Below are 18,752 nucleotides of genomic sequence, written 5' to 3'. Positions count from 1 at the left end.
CGTGGCCGGAGTTTTGCGCCAACCACCCAAAGACTGTCAATCAATTCACAGGGCTTCGGGGAATTGCATGCCGCCAACTGACACGGAAAGCACGCTGGCCGAGCGCCTGTTGCAGATCGCGCGCGCTCTGCCCCCGCGCCGTCTGACCCCGATCACGCATGAGGGGAAATCCTATTTCGTGAAAATGCCCGAACAGCACGCGTCGCTGCGCTGGCGGCTTCAGAAAGGTGATCCGAAAGCCGCCTTCGCGCGCGAGGTGGAATTGCTGCGGGGCTTCGCGGCAAAGGGGGCGGCGGTCGCGCGGATTGTGGCTGCGGAGAGCGACAGGATCGTGCTCGCCGATCATGGCACACCGCTGCAATCGCTGGTCTATCGCGGGCAGGCCGATGCCAGCCTGATGCAGCGCACGGGCGCGGCGCTGGCCGAACTTCATGCGCGCGGGTTGGCGCATGGGCGCCCTTCGCTGCGCGATATTTGCTGGAATGACAAGGACTTGACCTTTCTCGACCTCGAAGCCGGGGCCAGGTTGCATGCCCGCACGCGCGACAAGGCGCGTGACCTCTCGCTGCTGCTGCATTCGGTCTATGCCACGCTTGGCACCGAGACAGAGCTCGCGGAACTGGCCCTGCAAGGCTATCGCGCCGCGGGGTCCGAGACCGTCTGGCGCAAGACCCAAAGCCTGTCCAGAAACCTGTGGTGGCTGGAATATCTCGCGCAACCGGGCGTCTGGCTGCACCGTCTGCGCGGCAAGACCCGCTCGGAATATGCCGCGATCCGGGCCACGCGGGCGCTGATCGCGCGGGCATGAACAAGGGCTTTTCAGAGGCTCGCGGGGCGTTGGGCTGATCCGGCACCCGGATCGGGTTTTGGCAAGTTTCGGGGCGAAATATGCCGGGGTGACGCTGGAGAATATCGATTCTGTGCAACAAGCCGGGGTTTTTGAAAGCGTTTTTCATTCTGGACGGGCCAGGTCGGAGAGTCCGGGCAAAACACCCGCAAATTCTGAAAATCGATTTCATCAGGCGAAAAATCCGCGCTTGGTGTTCGACCGAGCCGATATCCGCGCCGATCCCGAGGGGATGATGCCTGCGCTCTGTCAAGGATTGGGGCTGGAGTATCGCGCCCGGATGCTGCGCCGGTCTGCTGGTCCGAAACCCTATGACGGGATCCGGGCGCCGGTCTGGTAATCGCTCCACGGGCTTTGGGGGCGCGGAAGCGCCGCTGCCGGATCTGCCGCCCGAGTTGCGCCGGATCAGCGAGGCGGCCCTGCCCCATTACGCGCATCCGGCGCGCTACAGATTGCGGCCCGCGACGGCTGCATCACCCGGTTCGGAGCCCGGGTGAGGGCAGCGCCTGCCGGGATGACGGGGGAGCGTCGCGCCAGTGATGAGGGGCGTCCGGAAATGATCCGGGGGGATAATTGCGGCCCGAATGCGAAAGCCCCCGGAATGGCAGGCGCTAGTACTCTGCATCTGACACAAGATACCCCATGACGGCTTCGAGCCCTGAGCGGACGCACAGGCCGCTTAAAATTCTGCGGGTGCATCGGGCCGCAGCCAGCCTATAGCAGACACAATCATCCTCGTTCATCTCGCACGAAAGCCGGATAGAATCTGATACCCGAAACGATTTCAAACTTCGGGGATGCCAACGAAGAAGATGGACTCGGAGCTGCGTCACACAAAACATCAATCGCCGCCGCTCAGGTTGATGCCACCATCGATGAAAAATCAGAACATTTTTCGGGTTGCCCGGTCGCGACGAGCATGGCGTCTAACTGAGCTTTTGTTTGGCTCATAAAGTCGTCTTCCGAACTAAGCTTCTTGAAAAATGTATCTGGTTGGACAATGGCTGTGAGAAGTGGAAGTACAGCTTCTACTATTGGCAGCCATCTTGCTGAGAGATCGGTCAATACTGTGCCCTTGATGGCAGCGGGTTTGAAGCTGACCGTCAGAGGGTCGCAATAGGTGCCGACAATGGTTTCAAGACTGTTCGCTATTGCAGCAATGAGAAACGGTTTGAAATTGAGGTTCCTCAGGAGTGCCAACTGCCTGGCCTCGACCGATATTAGAGCACCCTCATTTGATTTAGCCTTTAACTCAAGCCTTTTGTTATCGATTGCGCGGGCGAGAGAGTATACGAGCAAAATATGTCTGGCTTTCTTGTTTTCAAATGCGCTCCTGTATAAGTGCCCTTGAACAAAAAGCTGTGCCTTACCTCGAACCGCATCTGTAGGACGGCCGTGGAATGCAAGCAAGGGTTGCAGTACTTGCTCAATTCCAATCTGGTCACCGTGGGCATTGAAGCCACGCTTGCGATTGTAAGCGTACCCGAGTTCATCAAACTCGTCAGACAGCCGCTTCTGGTCAGCATCATTGCTGAATCGATCCCACGTGGTGATAACGTTTTGAGTATTATTGAAGCGAACAATCTTGTCGATGGTTGCTTGATCAGAGCATTCAATGACCCGACAAAGCAGCTTCACTTCATCGAGTGACGTTTTAGATTTATCAATTGAACCAATAGTTCCGGAAGTTTGCGCTCCGTTGATGATGGAAACTCCCCGCAAAGTTCTTTTACCCTTTTTCTTATCGCCTATAGAAAGGGTTAGCACTGTAATGCCGTTGTTGTAGGCCCAAAAGTCTTTGGGCTCCTTTTCAGCAGTTTCGCGGATTCCAGAGTTGACTCGTTTTCGACCGTCGGCACCGAGGAATCCACGATAGTTCGCACTGTATAACTTGTCGCCGTATTTCTCGTAGAGACCATGCAACCAGTTCGCCTCTACTGTGGCAACACCAGCTGTCCAGTTGTCTCCTATTTGAGTGATGCCAATTTCCCAAGGGAAATCAATGTCGTCAATCACTTCAATGTGGGAGTCTTGAGCTGTAAACAGATGCTCAATCTTAGCCTTACCGAGCTCATGTGAACGAACCGTAATTTTATCGTCCGCGAGCGTTGTACGTAGATGGCTTTCGACTGTTTGAAGCTCGCGAGTTACGTTCACTGATTCCGGTAAATTGTGGACGTATAAAAGGTCAATTGATTCGATTTCGCCTGCATCTATTGCAGCGCGGAAGCCTATAATGATTTCCCGCAGCTTTTCTGGTACCGTTGTCAGGTCTCCAGACAGAAGCCAAGCACAAGCCGTATTGAGGTCTGAGGCTTTGTTGCTCGGGGCTTCGTCTTTCGGCTTTTTCGCCAGATAGCCTTGGGCGAAAACCAAACGCTTTGAATTCGGATCGTGATAAATGAAGTCGATTTTCTTATCATTTCCGCCTTCGGTAAGACCTTCACTCGCCAACAAATCGACGTCTGGCTCCTCGATGAAGAGCGCGACCGCAAGACAAAGATACGCTTCGTCGTGGCCAATTTTGGCGATTAGAGATTGTCGGGTTTTTAGCGCGTCCGTGAAGTTCATGAAAGTGTCTTTGCCTTTATACAGGTTCCACATAGTATCACAGCTAACTGTTCCGCTCGCAACCGTATAAACGTATTCATCCTCAGGTCGGGCCAGGCAAACGGAGAAGTTTTCGACACCGGCAGAACCAGGCCGGTAGTCGGGTTTTTCAAAGGGCGCTTTTGCGCACTGCCGCCGCGCAGTTCAGCCCATACTGCAACCGCAGCGAACGGCAGCTCCGTCCGCATTGCTGACAGTCGCGGCGCGTTTCGTCGGGTGCGGAACGCTGGAGTGCATTCCGACCAGCTTGGGCAGGCTGTGCCGCCCGCGCTTTTAACAGGGCGGCCCGTGGCCACTCAGTGAGAGTATTTTTCGGCAAGATGAAGTTGGGGGCTGCAAGCGGGCTGTGGCGCGAGCTGATCGGACCCGGCGCAAAACGTCATGCATCTGGCCCAGGGCCATGAAAAAGCGGCGCGCCCGAGGGCACGCCGCTTGCAGATTGTCAGACCGGATCAGGCCAGATCGTAGCGATCCGCGTTCATCACCTTGACCCATGCCGCGACGAAATCCTGCACGAATTTCGCGCCGGCATCGTCCTGAGCATAGACCTCGGCATAGGCGCGCAGGATCGAGTTCGATCCAAACACCAGATCAGCGCGGGTCGCGGTCCATTTGGCGGCACCCGTCTTGCGGTCCTGCAGTTCGTAAGCGTTCGTGCCTTTGGGCACCCATTTCCACGCCATATCAGTCAGGTTGACGAAGAAATCGGTCGTCAGCGCGCCCACGCGGTCGGTGAAGACACCATGCGCCGTACCGCCATGGTTGGTGCCGATCACGCGCATGCCGCCCAGAAGCACGGTCATTTCAGGCGCGGTCAGGCCCATGAGCGATGCGCGGTCGAGGAGCATCTCCTCGGCAGTGACGACGTAATCCTTCTTCATCCAGTTGCGGAAACCATCCGCCAGCGGCTCCAGCCATTTGAAGCTGTCGGCATCGGTCATCTCGTCCGTGGCATCGCCGCGGCCCGGTGCGAAGGGCACTTCGATGTCGTAACCCGCCGCTTTCGCGGCCTGCTCAACCCCCAGATTGCCCGCAAGCACGATCACATCGGCAATCGAGGCGCCGCTTTCCGCCGCGATCGGTTCCAGCACCGAAAGCACTTTTTGCAGGCGGGCGGGCTCGTTGCCTTCCCAGTCCTTCTGCGGGGCGAGGCGGATGCGCGCGCCATTCGCGCCGCCGCGATAATCGGACTGGCGGAAGGTGCGGGCGCTGTCCCATGCGGTGGCGACCATTTCCGAGACCGAGAGACCGCTTGCGGCGATCTTCGCTTTCACCGCTGCCACATCATAATCGCTGTTGCCAGCCGGAACCGGGTCTTGCCAGATCAGCACTTCGCTGGGCGCATCGGGGCCGATATAGCGTTCCTGCGGGCCCATATCGCGATGGGTCAGCTTGAACCAAGCGCGCGCGAAAGCGTCGTCGAAGCTTGCCGGATCGGCCATGAACTTCTCGCAGATGGCGCGGTAGGCCGGGTCCATCTTCATCGCCATATCGGCATCGGTCATGATCGGGTTGTAGCGGATCGAGGGGTCTTCGACATCGACGGGCTTGTCTTCTTCGCGGATGTCGATGGGCTCCCATTGCCATGCACCGGCGGGGGATTTCTTCAATTCCCACTCATAGCCGAAGAGCAGCTTGAAATAGCCCATGTCCCATTTCGTAGGGTGCGTGGTCCACGCACCTTCGATCCCCGAGGTCACAGTATCGCGGCCGATGCCACGGGTCTTGTGGTTCATCCAGCCAAGGCCCGCTTCTTCCAGCTCTGCCCCTTCGGGGGCCGGGCCGATATTGCCCGCATCACCATTGCCATGCGCCTTGCCGACGGTGTGGCCACCTGCGGCCAGCGCCACGGTTTCCTCGTCATTCATCGCCATGCGGGCGAAGGTCTCGCGCACATGCTGGGCGGTTCTCAACGGGTCGGGCTGGCCGTTCACACCTTCGGGGTTGACATAGATCAGCCCCATCTGCACCGCCGAGAGCGGGTTTTCCATGGTGCTGGCATCGCCGAGATTCTCGTAGCGCGAGTCCGAGGGCGCGAGCCATTCGCGCTCGGAGCCCCAGTAGACATCCTTCTCCGGGCCCCAGATATCTTCGCGGCCAAAGGCGAAGCCGAAGGTTTTCAGCCCCATGTTTTCATAGGCGATGGTGCCTGCGAGAACCATCAGATCGGCCCAGCTGATCTGGTTTCCGTATTTCTTCTTGATCGGCCAGAGCAGGCGGCGGGCCTTGTCGAGATTGGCATTATCGGGCCAGGAGTTCAGCGGCGCGAAACGGTGGTTGCCGGTGCCTGCGCCGCCACGGCCATCCTGCACGCGATAGGTGCCTGCGGCATGCCAGGACATGCGGATCATCAGCCCGCCATAATGGCCCCAATCGGCAGGCCACCAGTCCTGACTGTCGGTCATCAGCGCGTGGATATCGGCCTTGAGTGCCGCGAAATCGAGTTTCTTCACTTCCTCGCGGTAGTTGAAGCCCTGCAGCGGGTTCGATTTGCTGTCATGCTGGTGCAGGATGTCGAGATTGAGCGCCTTGGGCCACCAATCCATCACCTGCGTGCCGGTTGTGGTCTGCCCGCCATGCATGACCGGGCATTTGCCAGCCTTGTCAGAACCGTCCATGATTCCCTCCTTCTGTGGATTTCTGGAATCGTTCTAACAGGGACGCGTGATCAGGTTAAGTTGAATTCTCTGATCATTTGCATCAGAAATTCTGATCGCTATAACGGGTTGCGCATCGCCCGGCGCATCAGCCATCCGGCGATCAGCACTGCGACCAGCACGATGCCGATGATGATCGTGGCCAGCGCGTTCACATCGGGGCTGACGCCGAGCCGGACCTTGGAGAAGATCACCATCGGCAGGGTCGAGGCGCCGGGGCCGGAGACGAAGCTGGCGATGACCAGATCATCGAGCGAGAGCGTGAAGGCCAGAAGCCAGCCTGCGACCAGCGCGGGCATGATTACCGGGAGCGTGACGTCGAAAAACACCCGCACCGGGCCCGCGCCGAGATCGCGCGCGGCTTCTTCGAGGGATTCGTCCATCTGGCGCAGGCGGGATTGGGCGATCACCGCGACGAAGGCCGCGCAGAAGGTGGTATGGGCGATGACGATGGTCGTCAGGCCCCGGCCTGCGGGCCAGCCGAGGGTGAGTTCCATCGACACGAACAACAGAAGCAGCGAGAGGCCGGTGATCACCTCGGGCATGACGAGGGGCGCGGTGATCATGCCGGTCAGCAGGAGCCTGCCGGTGAAACGGCTGAAGCGGGTCAGGACAAAGGCGCCGAGCGTGCCGATGATCGTGGCGAGTGTGGCCGACCAGAAGGCGACCTTGAGGCTGATCCATGCGGCGTTCAGGATCTGGCGGTCGCGCAAGAGTTCGCCATACCAGCGGGTCGAGAAGCCGCCCCAGACGGTGACAAGGCGGCTTTCATTGAAGGAAAACACGATCAGCGAGAGGATCGGGGCGTAGAGAAAGATGAAGCCGAAAAGGACGGCGAGAGGCAGGAACCAGCCGCGCATCACGATTCCTCCCGCCGGTTCTGCACCGATTGCAGCCACATGATCGGGGCCACGACCAGAAACAGCATGACAATCGCCACGGCCGAGGCCACGGGCCAGTCGCGCGAGGAGAAGAACTCATCCCAGAGCACACGCCCGATCATCAGCGTGTCGGGGCCGCCCAAGAGTGCGGGGATGACATATTCGCCGATGGCCGGGATGAAAACGAGCATCGAGCCTGCGACGATGCCCGGAAGTGACAGGGGCAGCGTGATGGTGAAGAAGGTGGTCATGGGCGAGGCGCCGAGATCGCCCGCCGCTTCCAGCAGCGCGCCATCGAGCTTGGTCAGATTGGCGTAAAGCGGCAGGATCATGAAGGGCAGATAGGTATAGACGATGCCGATATAGACGGCGAAATCGGTCTGCATCATCTGGATCGGGCTGTCGATCAGGCCAAGGCTGATCAGCGTGTTATTGATCACGCCGTTCGAGCGCAGAAAGCCCATCCATGCATAGACGCGCAACAGAAAGCTGGTCCAGAAAGGCAGGATCACCATCAAAAGCAGGATCGAGCGTTTGGGTTCCGGCGCGCGGGCGATGTAATAGGCGATGGGATAGCCGATCAGGAGCGCGAAGATGGTCGAGATCAGCGCCACCTGGATCGAGGAGAGATAGGCATTGCGGTAGAGCGCATCCGCGAGCAGGAAGCGGTAATTCTCGAAGCTCGCGATGATTTCCAGCGTGCCGTCGGGGCCGCGTTCAAAGAGCGGCGTATAGGGCGGGCGGGCGATGATCGCCTCTGCCAGCGAAATCCGGCCCAACACGAAGAAAGGTGCGAGGAAGAAAATCAGCAACCAGAGCATCGGGATGGCGATCACCAGCGTGCGCCCGGAGATGCCGAGCTTGCCCATGATCCATGCAGTGCCGCGCCATGGCGCAGAGCGGGTCAGCGCGTTCATCTTGTGAGCACCCGGAAGGCGGCGGGTTGGACCGAGATCCAGACACGTTCATCCCATGAAATCGGGTCTTCATCGCGCAAGCGGTTCGACTGGCTGGCGCGGATCAGCACGCCATTATCGAGCCGGATCCGGTAATGCGACATATGGCCGATATAGCCCAGTTCCTCGACCACCCCTTGCCACGCATTCGGGTTGGCTTCGGGCTTGGCCCGCGACAGCGCCCAGCGTTCGGGCCGCACCGCGCCCCAGACCTGCTGATTGCGGGTATAGCCGGTTTGCGGGGGCAGCAGGACGGGGCCAAGTTCCTCGGTCTGGATGCGCATGAGATCGGGGGCTACCGCGTCGATCCTGCCTTCGACCAGATTCACCGAGCCGATGAAATCGGCGACAAAGCGCGAATTGGGGGTCTCATAGATCTCGCGCGGCTCGCCGATCTGTTCGATGATGCCGTCCTTCATCACACCGATGCGGGTGGCCAGCGTCATCGCCTCGTCCTGATCATGGGTGACGACGATGAAAGTGACGCCAAGGCTTTCCTGAATCTTGATCAGCTCGAACTGGGTTTCCTCGCGCAGTTTCTTGTCGAGCGCGCCCAGAGGTTCGTCCAGAAGCAGGAGTTTCGGTTTCTTGACCAGCGCGCGCGCCAGCGCCACCCGCTGGCGCTGCCCGCCCGAGAGTTGGTCAGGTTTGCGCCGCGCCTGTTTTTCCAGCTTGACCATGCGCAGCATCTCGCCCGCACGCTCATAGGCTGCCGCGCGCGACAGCCCTTCGCGCAAGAGGCCGTAAGCCACATTCTTTTCCACCGTCATATGGGGAAACAGCGCATAGGACTGGAACATCATATTGGTGGGGCGACGGTCCGGGGGGACGCGGGCCATATCCTCGCCATCAATGGTGATCGTGCCCGAGCTCGGTTGCTCGAAGCCTGCCAGCATGCGCAGCAGGGTCGATTTTCCGCAGCCCGATTCGCCCAGGAGGCAGAAGAGTTCCCCCTTGTAGATATCGAGATCGACATTCGAGACGGCAGTAAAATCGCCGAAACGCTTGACGATATTCTTCACCGAGATGAAGGGGCGCGTGCCCGCGCTGCGCCACGGCTTCGTCTCTGCCGCGATTGCGGGTTGTCTGGCGTCAATCATCGCTGCGTCCGGCATGGCACCCACCCCATGAAAAAGTCCCCCGCCCAGAGCACCGGGCAGGGGGCAGATCGCTTATTGACCTGTGCGCACGCGCGTCCAGAGCCGCGTGCTGGTGCGTTCGGTGCGGTTGTCATAGGGCTGGAGCGTCCAGAACCCGGCCTTGGCCTCGGCTGACGGGTAGATGGTGGGATCGTTCAGCACTTCCTCGTCAACGAAGGGGGTCGAGGCGGAATTCGCATTGGGGAACATCACGTAATTGGTGATATCGGCGGCGATTTCCGGCTCCATCAGGAAGTTGATGAAGGCATGCGCCCCTTCGGGATTGGGCGCGTCTGCCGGGATCACCAGCATGTCGAACCACAGATGCGCGCCTTCATCGGGGATGGCATAGCCCACTTCGAACGGCTGACCGGTGTCATCGGCGCGTTCTGCCGCCTGCAGCACATCGCCCGACCAGCCGACCGCGAGGCAAATCTCGCCATTAGCCAGATCCGAGATATATTGCGAGGAGTGGAAATAGCGCACGGTCGAGCGCACGCCCAGCAGCAGGTCTACAGCGGCGTTGAAATCATCCTCGCTGGTCGAGGTGGGATCGAGGCCCAGATAGCGCATGGCGGCGGGGAACATTTCCTTTTCGGTATCGAGCCATGCGATGCCGCAATCCTGAAACAATGCGGCTTTTTCCGGGTCGAAGACAATGGACCAGCTATTGACCTCGTAATCCTCGCCCAGCCGCTCAGCCACGGCCTGCGCATTATAGCCGATGCCGGTGGTGCCCCAGAGATAGATGGCGGAATGCTCATTGCCCTCGTCAAAGGCGGCGGCGAGCGCCATCAGATCGGGGTCCATATTGTCCCAGTTGGGCAGCAGATCGCGGTTCAGCGGCTGATAGACCCCGGCCATGATCTGGCGCTGCATATAGTCCGAGGTCGGCACCACCACATCGAAGCCCGAAGAGCCTGCGAGCATGCGGGCCTCAAGCGTGTCATTGGAATCGAACACATCGTAATTGACGGCAATCCCGGTCGCGGCGGTGAATTTCTCGATCGTGTCGGGCGCGATATAGTCGGACCAGTTGAACACATTGATCGAATTGGCCTGAGCGATCCCTGCCTGAAGCCCAAGCGCGGCGGCACCGATCATCAGCGGTTTGAATAGGTGTTGCATGTCTTTCTCCCATTGCGGGCGTTCGCCGCCTGTCGCACGGCTTCGCCTCTCATTGCCCCACCATACGACAGGAAAACCACGCGACTTGGCAAGCCTCAATTCACCCGGCAGCGCAAAATTTGATCAAATCATGCGAGTCTGTCGGAAAAACAGTCGCCGCTCAGGCTTCGATGCGCAGCACGATCTTGCCGATATGGGCCGAACTTTCCATGCGGGCATGGGCCTGTGCGGCCTCTTCCAGCGCAAATTCGCTGTCCATGACGGGGCGCAGGCGGCCTGCGGCGAGATGCGGCCAGACCTCGCGCAGGAGCGCTTGGGCGATCTGCGCCTTGGTCGCATCCGATTGCGGGCGCAGGGTCGAGCCGGTGATGGTCAGGCGGCGCACCATCAGGGGCGCGAAATTCACCGCAACCTTGGGGCCTTGCAGAAAGGCGATCTGCACCAGCCGCCCATCCTCGGCCAGTGATTTCAGGTTGCGCGGCAGATATTCGCCCCCCACCATATCGAGGATCAGGTTCGCCCCGCCCTCGGCCTGCAGGATTTTCACAAAATCCTCATGGCGGTAATTGATCGCGCGCTCGGCCCCCAGATCGGTGCAGGCGGCGCATTTCGCGTCCGATCCCGCCGTGGCAAAGACCCGCGCGCCGAAGAGATGCGCAAGCTGGATCGCGGTGGTGCCGATGCCGGAGGATCCGCCATGCACCAGAAAGCGCTCGCCCGCCTGCAAGCCGCCGCGCATGAAGACATTGGACCAGACGGTGAAAAACGTCTCGGGCAGGCAGGCGGCTTCGCGCAGCCCCATGCCCGCAGGCACCGGCAGCACCTGCCCCGCATCGGTCGCGGCATGGGTGGCATAGGCGCCGCCGGGAAAGAGCGCGCAGACGCGCTGGCCGATCTTCCAGCCCGTCACCCCTGCCCCGATGGCGGCAATGGTCCCTGCCCCTTCCAGCCCCGGCAGATCGCTGGCACCGGCGGGCGGATCATAGGCGCCCGCGCGTTGCAGCGCATCGGGGCGGTTCACACCGGCATAGGCCAGCCGCACCACCAGCTTGCCCGGCCCCGGCACCGGCACCGGCCGTTCGGTCAGGCGCAGCACTTCGGGCCCGCCGGGTTCGGAAATCTCGATCGCGCGCATGGTGCTTGGCAGGTCCATCCCCATCCCTTTCCATTTTCTTGCCCCAAATACTCCGGGGGTGAAACCAGCCCCCTTGCGGGGCTGGTGAGGGGGCAGCGCCCCCTGCTACCTCCGTGCAGAGAGCGCGTAATCCCAGTAGAGTTCCCGCGCCCTTGCGCCCAGACGCGGCGCGCCCAGATCGCGGTCGAGATAGCGCGCGACGGGCATGACCTTGGCGATATTGCCGGTGACGAAAATCTCCTGCGCTTCGTCAAAATCCGCGAGTGTCAGCGAGGTCTCGATGACCTCGATCCCCTCGGCGCGCAGGAGCGTGATCACCCGCTGGCGGGTGATGCCATTGAGGAAGGTGCCATTGGGGACCGGGGTGAACACGACCCCGTCGCGGACCATGAAGACATTGGTCGAGGCGGTTTCGGCCACATGCCCGTCGATATCGAGCGAGAGCGCGTTGGAATAGCCGCGCTTTCGCGCGTCCGCCATGATGCGCGCGTTATTGGCATAGAGCGATCCGGCCTTGGCCTCGGTCAGGGCCATGTCCGGGCGCGGGCGGCAATAGGGCGAGACGGTGAGCGTGAAGGCGCCCGGTTCCGGCATGGGCAGCGCCTCGATGCAGATGGCAAAGCCCGTCGCTTCGGGTACGGCGTCGATGATGCCGGGGGTCGATTCGCGCGACCACATCATCGGGCGCAGATAAAGCGCGGCCTCGGGGGCGAAGAGGTTGCAGCCCTCTTCGAGCAGCCCCTGCACCGTTGCGGCGTCCACGGGCGCGATCATGCCCATGGCTTCGGCCGAGCGGATGATGCGCGCGGAATGCAGGTCGAGATCGGGGCGCACGCCCTCGAATTGCCGCGCGCCGTCAAAGACCTGGCTGCCCAGCCATGCGGCGTGATCCGCAGCCCCGATGATCGGCGCGCTGCCCCTGTGCCACTGGCCATCCACCCAGGTGACGATTTCCGTTCCGACTGCCATTTCTTCTGTCCTGCCCGTTTCCCGTGGCGGGCAAACTGCGGCGCAATCGGGTCCGCGTCAACCCTGTTGCGATGCCTGCGGGCGCAGCCTGCCGGGCAGATCCCGCGCCGGATCGCGCCGGGGCGCGCGGATGCACGACAGGAGCGCGCGCGGCCCGGCGCTGAGCGCGCGGCCCAGCGGGTTGCGTTCGATCGCGCGTTTGAGATCTTCGAATTGCATCACCCCGTCGAGGCGGCGGTCGAGGAAATTCCAGGTCTCCTGCGCGCCTGCGCTCTCGTCGCCCAGCCAGAACAGGACCGTTGCGGAATAGACGCCCGAGAGGGTCAGGCGCTTGGTATACCAGTTGTAATCCTCGGCGCTGTCGCCAAGGCTGGTCCAGATCAGATCGGCGGTGCCCCAGATCGCGCGCGCGCCATCTGCGGCATAGGGGGGCAGCGCGAAAAGCGTGCTGCCGCGGCGCACGAGTTCGCGATCCTCTGCGGCCTCGATCCGGGCGCGGATGGCAAAGCCCACGCGGTCGCGAAAGCGCAGCGCGCTGAGATCGCTGGCGGCCAGCCGCGCGGCCATGCGCGCATCGCCGCGCTGGTGGAAGGCCAGCGCCAGATCGACGCCGCCGCGCGGGAAGAGCGCGCGGACCGCGGCCTCGTCCATGCCGCAATCAGCGGCGGCGGCGCGCAGGGCAGCGGCGCTCCAGCCATCAAAGGGCACATGCAGGAGTGCTGCGTCGAGGATCTGGTCTTTGGTACGGGTCATGTCTGGTGCTCCGTGTTGGGCCAGGTTGCGCGAGGTGCTGGACATAATCCGCAAGCTCTGCTAGGCGGGCGGTTCCTGCTGAATGATGCAACTCTAACTTGGAAAGGTGGTGAAAACCACATGCAGGTATCGGTTCGCGACAATAATGTCGATCAGGCTCTTCGGGCGCTGAAGAAAAAACTCCAGCGTGAAGGTGTGTTTCGCGAGATGAAGCTCAAGCAGCATTTCGAGAAGCCCTCTGAGAAGAAAGCCCGTGAGAAAGCTGAAGCGATCCGCCGTGCGCGCAAGCTTGCGCGCAAGAAGGCGCAGCGCGAAGGCGGTCTCTGAGAGACAGCGGCCATCCGGTCTGCGGGGCATTCGCGCCCTGCGGCCAGAGAGCGACCCCCGAAGGCCTGGGCCTGCGGGGGTTTTTCTTTGCGCATGGGCCGGAGGCGGCGGGGCTGTGCGTCCTGCGCGCGAGCGCGCGGTGTAGGGTGCGTGCTGAGCACGCACCCTACGGCTAGCCGCTGGCGCGCGCATGCGCGGGGCTGGCTTGCAGGCCGATTTAGCGAAGCGCCGGGGAGGGCAGGCTTTCCTCGCCCGCACCCTGCTCCCGGCCCCTGGCGCGGCTCCGGGCTTCGTCTTCCATGCTGCGGGCGATGCGGCCAAGCATGGCGATCAGCCGGGCTTTCTGCACCGGTTTCGACAGGCATTCGAGAAAGCCCATGTCGAGATAGGCCTGCATCTGTTGCGGCAACGCATTGGCCGACAGGACCGCCGCGCGCGCGGGCGCGCGCCCGGCCTGCGCGCGGCGCGCGCGGATCAGCGCGAAAGCTTCGGGCCCGTCCATGACCGGCATCTGGATATCGAAGAGAAAAAGGTCGAAATCGGCGATCTCGCCGCGCGCGATCGCCTCGTCCAGCGCCACCGCGTCGCGCCCGTCCTCGACGATGGTCAGCGCGATCTCTTCCTTGCGCAGCATGCCCTGAACCACAAGCTGGTTGGTCCGGTTATCCTCGGCCAGCAGGATCCGCATCCCTGCGAGCGAGGGCGTCGCGGCTGCGCTGCCGCTCGGATCCGTGGCGGGAGCGTGCAGAGGCGGGACGGGCGGCAGCGCGCTGCGCGGGGCGCAGGTCAGGGGCAGGCGCAGGTGGAATTCCGTGCCCTTGCCGGGGGCGGTGGTGACCGAGATATGCCCGCCCATCAGCCCGATCAGCCGCTTGCTGATCGCCAGACCCAGACCGGTGCCGCCGAATCTGCGCGCGATACTGTCCTCGGCCTGCGAGAAATCGTCGAAAATGCGCGCGGCCTGCGCATCCGTCATGCCGATGCCGGTATCAGCGACGCTGACCAGAAGCCATGCGCTTGCATCCTCTGCCATGGTCTCGCGCGCCAGATCGGCGCGCAGGGTGATCCTGCCCTTCTGGGTGAATTTCATCGCGTTGTTCAGCAGGTTATTGAGCACCTGCACGATCCGGTGCGGATCGCCTTTGCAGCCTGTGCGCAGCGCGGGTGCGATGTCGAGATCCAGCTCGATCTGTTTTTCGGCCGCAGGGATGCGGTAGAGTTCGGCGCAGGAGGTGATCATGTCGAAGGGTGAAAACACCGTCTCTTCCAGCACCAGTTTCCCCGCCTCGACCTTGGAGAGATCCAGAATATCGTTGAGCAGGTGCAGCAGCGTACGACCGCTGTCATGGATCACGCCGACGATGCGGCGTTCCTCGGGGCCGAGATCGTGATCGCGCAGGATTTCCGTCATTCCGAGTACGCCATTCAGCGGCGTGCGGATTTCATGGCTCATATTGGCGAGAAACCGCGATTTCATGCGGCTCGCCTCTTCGGCGCGGCCGCGCTCGACCACGAGTTTGCGCGCCAGTCGCACATTGCCGAATGTCTGCAGCGTGAAGCACCAGACCAGCAGCGCGAAGGTCAGCGCAAAGCTGGTCATCAGCACGCCAAAGGCGAGCACCGGTTCCGAGAGATCGAGCACAATCCCCAGCAGCCGCACCGCATAGACGGCGGCCATGATGGCGAAGGGCAGCGCGACCAGCAGATCCACCCCCCTGCCCAGCCGGACTGCCGCCCGCCTGAGAGTGATGGCGAAGACGGCGCAGATGACACCATTGACCAGAAGCGAGGTCAGGATGACCCAGCGGATATCCGGGTCGATCCGGGCGACAATGCCCTGACTGGCGATGAACAGGAGCGTGACCAGCGCGAGAGCCGCATGCGGCGGCGCCCGCCCCATGCCCCGCAGGATGCCCGCCGCGCCCAGCATGAAGGTCGCGTGAAAGGTGATGGCGACGGTCAGGGCGGTGAAAGAGTCGGAGAAAAGCTGATGCAGGACCAGCGAGATGGTGCCGATCATCATCGCGACATTGGCCGCAAGGATATAGGCCAGCCCGGCATGGGTATCGGGATCGGTGGCGCCGCGGCGCATGTTATAGGCGATAATCAGGCAGGCCAGCGTCAGCAGCGCAACAGCAGCCGCGACCAGAATGGTATCCATCTGCGCATAATTTGTCATGCGGCCTCTGCCATGAACCTGTTGGATCGTAATCCCGCCACCTTAAAACAGGATTAAGCTCTCAGGCGAGCCTTAATCGCTGCACTGCCGCAGCTGACCCCCTCTCGGGTTCAGCGGCCTTGCGCGCCGCGCATCTGCCGCGCGGATCCCGGCCCCGGAGCAGAACCCACGCGCCTCGGGGCGGTGCCTGCTTACGCGGTCATGGTCGTGCGGGCCGGGCAAATCTGCCTTTTCGGCGGGCGCCTTTTTTCCCGGCGTCCTGACCCGGTGCAAGGGTCGCCATGAGTGGTGAGGAGCGCGGCGTAAACTTGACGCTGGGAGAAAGCCGCGCCGCGCCTGGCCGCGGGTGGGCCTTGGACGCTGATCGCGGGCTTTCGCGGCGCGTTCCCCCCGGGACAAGATCGCGCGGATCGCGGGGCCGCTCTTGCGGCTCTATCTGCGCGCGAGGGCGCGGCGGATCCGGGTGGGGGTGGGGTGGGGGCGCATGGCACGGACTGAAGCGGGTAGGAGCCCTTTGCGCATGGTCGTTGTTTCTCGCTATAAAGTGAGGAAACGCCGTCCAATGTGAGGTTTTTCCATGCGCATGTATCAAGTCGATGCCTTTACCGATCAGCTTTTCGCGGGCAATCCGGCCGCTGTTTTGGTACTTGAGGACTGGCTTCCTGACGACCTGATGCTGGCGATCACGCAGGAAAATAACCTGGCCGAGACGGCCTTTGTCAAACCTCGCCCGGATGGTGAGTGGGATTTGCGCTGGTTCGCCCCTGCGCATGAGGTGGATTTCTGTGGGCACGCCACTCTGGCAACGGCTCATATTTTGTTCACAAAGCAGGGAGTGGACTCTGATCTTGTCTTTCATACCCGCGTCGGTGAGTTGAAAGTCTCAAAGGAAGCGGAGGGATATCGGCTCGATATTCCCCGCTTGGCGCCAGAAGCCATCGAAAGTCTGCCTCCGGAAATCGCGAGCATTTTTCTGACGCCGCCCATTCGCATCTTTCGCAACTTTGAGAATTACTTCGTGGACCTTGGCAGCGCAGAGGCCGTCCGCAGCTTCGTACCCGATCTCGCAGCTATCGCGAAGTTCGGCTCTGACGGTCTTGTGGTGACAGGGGCGGATACCGGAGACGCGCGGGCGGATTTCGTATCCCGCTATTTCGCACCCGGCGCAGGAATACCCGAAGATCCGGTCACCGGTTCAATCCACGCAACACTCGTGCCATACTGGGCTGAAAAGCTTGGCCGAAATAGGCTGATGGCTTTTCAGGCTTCGGCGCGCGGTGGATGGCTTGACTGTGAACTGACCGAAAAGCGCGTGCTACTGACTGGCAATGCCATAACATTCATGGAAGCTACGATTTTCCTGCCAGACGCGGGGTAACCTGACCGGCAGCTCTTGCCCCGCAAAACCGACACCCCGTCTCCCCCCTCGCTCGCAAGCGGGAAGCGGCAGTCTCCCCTACCGCTGCGCGACCTGCCAGTTCGGGTGCATCCAGGGTTGCAGATTGGCCCCCGGCAGGCGGCGACCGAGGATATGATCGGCGATCTTCTCGCCCGCCATGATCGAGGGCGCGTTCAGGTTGCCATTGGTGATGCGCGGGAAGATCGAACTGTCGGCCACGCGCAGGCCCTCGACGCCGATCACCTTTCCCTCGGGATCGACCACGGCCATCGGGTCATCGCGCCTGCCCATTTTCGCGGTGCCGCAGGGGTGATAGGCGCTCTCGACATGGGCACGGATGAAATCATCGAGTGCGGCATCCGATTGCACCTCTGCGCCCGGCTGGATCTCATGCTTCACATGCGGGGCAAAGGCCGCCTGCCCCATGATCTCGCGCGTCAGCCGGATGCAGGAGCGGAATTCGTTCCAGTCATCCGCATGGCTCATATAGTTGAACTGGATGCGCGGGGCGTCCTGCGCATGGGGCGAGCGCAGTTTCACCCAGCCGCGGCTTTTCGAGCGCATCGGGCCGACATGGGTCTGGAAGCCATGACCTTCGGCCACGGCCTGCCCGTCATAGCGCACGGCGATGGGCAGGAAATGATACTGGATATCGGGATAGTCGATGCCCGCCTTTGAGCGGATGAAGGCGCAGGCTTCGAACTGGTTCGAGGCCCCGGGCCCCGCGCGCAGGAACAGCCATTGCGCGCCGACCCAGGCTTTGCCGAAGAGGTTCCAGTATTTATAAAGCGTGATCGGCTGGTGGGCGGCATATTGCAGATAGAGTTCCAGATGGTCCTGCAGGTTCTGGCCGACGCCCGCGCGCTCCGCGCGCAGGGATACCCCATGCTCGGCCAGATGCGCGGCGGGGCCGATGCCGGAGAGCATCAGGATTTTGGGTGTGTTGATGCTGGACGCCGCAAGCACCACCTCGGCGCGGGCGGTGAGGGTGCGGCCATCGGTGAGGCGCACCCCGGTCGCGCGGTTGGCGGCATCAAATGTCACCTCGGCCACTTCGCCGCGCAGGAGCGTCGCGCGGCCTGTGGCGAGTGCGGGGCGCAAGTAAGCGCGGGCGGCGGACCAGCGGTTTCCCTGCCAGATCGTCGCCTCCATCGCGCCGAAACCTTCCTGCTGCGCGCCATTGTAATCCGGGGTCACCGGATAGCCTGCCTGACGCCCGGCCTCGATGAAAGCGTCAAACAGCGGATTGTCGCGCTTGCCGCGGCTGACATGCAAGGGACCGCCCTGGCCGCGCCATTCGGAGGACTCGCCGCCATGCCAGTCTTCCATGCGCTGGAAATAGGGCAGCACATCGGCATAGCCCCAGCCCTGCGCGCCGCTTTCCGCCCAATGGTCGAAATCGCGCGCATGGCCGCGCACATAGACCATACCGTTGATGCTGGAGGATCCGCCGATCACACGCCCGCGCGGGGTGGCCAGCACCCGACCGCCCAGATGCGGCTCGGGCTCGGACTGGAAGCCCCAGTCATAGCGGCGCATGTTCATCGGGTAAGACAGCGCGCCGGGCATCTGGATGAAAGGGCCGAAATCGCTGCCGCCTGCTTCCACGACCAGCACGGAATGGCCAGCCTCAGCCAGCCGGTAGCTTACGGCACAGCCGCCTGATCCGGCCCCCACGACGATATAATCCGCCTCTGTCATCATCATCCATCCATTGCGCGCGCGCATGGCAAAGCCATGCCAAAAACAATCACTTCGCGCCCCGAAGGGGC

The 18,752-nt window shown here is 62.0% G+C and carries 15 protein-coding genes; 4 read left to right on the top strand and 11 right to left on the bottom strand.

The features are described 5' to 3' along the window. The first annotated feature begins 67 nt into the window (after nt 1-67). Both BG457_RS16525 and BG457_RS20340 read left to right on the top strand, forming a co-directional pair. Nucleotides 68-808, top strand: coding sequence for a lipopolysaccharide kinase InaA family protein (locus BG457_RS16525; RefSeq protein ID WP_071798620.1), 741 nt, complete (start codon nt 68-70; stop codon nt 806-808). Nucleotides 809-1,040: 232 nt separating this feature from the next. Continuing rightward, a complete protein-coding gene (locus BG457_RS20340; RefSeq protein WP_245771039.1) occupies nt 1,041-1,187 on the top strand; it encodes a sulfotransferase-like domain-containing protein in 147 nt (48 codons plus the stop codon). A gap of 515 nt (nt 1,188-1,702) precedes the next feature. On the opposite strand, the gene BG457_RS16515 is transcribed toward BG457_RS20340, so the two are convergent. The 9 genes from BG457_RS16515 to BG457_RS16475 all read right to left on the bottom strand — a co-directional run bounded on the left by BG457_RS16515 (nt 1,703) and on the right by BG457_RS16475 (nt 13,075). After that, nucleotides 1,703-3,418: an AIPR family protein gene (locus BG457_RS16515; protein ID WP_175546819.1), complete on the bottom strand. Its 1,716-nt coding sequence runs from the start codon at nt 3,416-3,418 to the stop codon at nt 1,703-1,705. 491 nt (nt 3,419-3,909) lie between these two features. Next, nucleotides 3,910-6,075: a catalase/peroxidase HPI gene (gene katG / locus BG457_RS16510; RefSeq protein ID WP_071798614.1), complete on the bottom strand. Its 2,166-nt coding sequence runs from the start codon at nt 6,073-6,075 to the stop codon at nt 3,910-3,912. A 98-nt stretch (nt 6,076-6,173) separates the two neighbouring features. Next, nucleotides 6,174-6,974: an ABC transporter permease subunit gene (locus tag BG457_RS16505; protein ID WP_139257818.1), complete on the bottom strand. Its 801-nt coding sequence runs from the start codon at nt 6,972-6,974 to the stop codon at nt 6,174-6,176. Beyond that, nucleotides 6,974-7,864: an ABC transporter permease subunit gene (locus tag BG457_RS16500; RefSeq protein WP_217649537.1), complete on the bottom strand. Its 891-nt coding sequence runs from the start codon at nt 7,862-7,864 to the stop codon at nt 6,974-6,976. Before BG457_RS16500 ends, BG457_RS16505 begins: the two co-directional genes overlap by 1 nt. A 44-nt stretch (nt 7,865-7,908) precedes the next feature. Then, nucleotides 7,909-9,051, bottom strand: coding sequence for an ABC transporter ATP-binding protein (locus BG457_RS16495; protein ID WP_071799260.1), 1,143 nt, complete (start codon nt 9,049-9,051; stop codon nt 7,909-7,911). Nucleotides 9,052-9,123: 72 nt separating this feature from the next. Continuing rightward, nucleotides 9,124-10,218, bottom strand: a complete 1,095-nt coding sequence (locus tag BG457_RS16490; protein WP_071798609.1) for a polyamine ABC transporter substrate-binding protein — start codon at nt 10,216-10,218, stop codon at nt 9,124-9,126. 160 nt (nt 10,219-10,378) lie between these two features. Beyond that, nucleotides 10,379-11,365 carry an NAD(P)H-quinone oxidoreductase gene (locus BG457_RS16485; protein WP_139257853.1) on the bottom strand — a complete coding sequence of 329 codons (987 nt, stop codon included), beginning with the start codon at nt 11,363-11,365 and terminating at the stop codon, nt 10,379-10,381. 93 nt (nt 11,366-11,458) lie between these two features. Beyond that, the gene (locus tag BG457_RS16480) at nt 11,459-12,322 is read right to left on the bottom strand and encodes a branched-chain amino acid aminotransferase (RefSeq protein ID WP_071798607.1); all 864 of its coding nucleotides are present in this window, start codon (nt 12,320-12,322) and stop codon (nt 11,459-11,461) included. Nucleotides 12,323-12,379: 57 nt separating this feature from the next. Continuing rightward, nucleotides 12,380-13,075: a COQ9 family protein gene (locus BG457_RS16475; protein ID WP_071798605.1), complete on the bottom strand. Its 696-nt coding sequence runs from the start codon at nt 13,073-13,075 to the stop codon at nt 12,380-12,382. A 120-nt stretch (nt 13,076-13,195) separates the two neighbouring features. Here BG457_RS16475 and rpsU point away from each other — a divergent pair, with 120 nt between their 5' ends. Further along, nucleotides 13,196-13,402: a 30S ribosomal protein S21 gene (rpsU, locus tag BG457_RS16470; RefSeq protein WP_037207819.1), complete on the top strand. Its 207-nt coding sequence runs from the start codon at nt 13,196-13,198 to the stop codon at nt 13,400-13,402. A 217-nt stretch (nt 13,403-13,619) separates the two neighbouring features. On the opposite strand, the gene BG457_RS16465 is transcribed toward rpsU, so the two are convergent. Then, a complete protein-coding gene (locus BG457_RS16465) occupies nt 13,620-15,581 on the bottom strand; it encodes an ATP-binding protein (protein ID WP_071798603.1) in 1,962 nt (653 codons plus the stop codon). A 577-nt stretch (nt 15,582-16,158) separates the two neighbouring features. Between BG457_RS16465 and BG457_RS16460 the strand changes: the two genes are divergently transcribed. Continuing rightward, complete coding sequence (locus BG457_RS16460) at nt 16,159-16,959, top strand: PhzF family phenazine biosynthesis protein (RefSeq protein WP_071798601.1); 801 nt, start codon at nt 16,159-16,161, stop codon at nt 16,957-16,959. Between the two features lie 78 nt (nt 16,960-17,037). Here BG457_RS16460 and betA read toward each other — a convergent pair whose 3' ends face one another. Then, on the bottom strand, nt 17,038-18,681 hold the full coding sequence (betA, locus tag BG457_RS16455; RefSeq protein WP_071799258.1) for a choline dehydrogenase: 1,644 nt from the start codon (nt 18,679-18,681) through the stop codon (nt 17,038-17,040). Nucleotides 18,682-18,752 lie beyond the last annotated feature (71 nt).

Source organism: Natronohydrobacter thiooxidans (assembly GCF_001884735.1).
GTDB lineage: Bacteria > Pseudomonadota > Alphaproteobacteria > Rhodobacterales > Rhodobacteraceae > Roseinatronobacter > Roseinatronobacter thiooxidans_A.
Note: the sequence above shows the minus strand (reverse complement) of the source record. Positions and strands in the feature narration are given on the sequence as shown.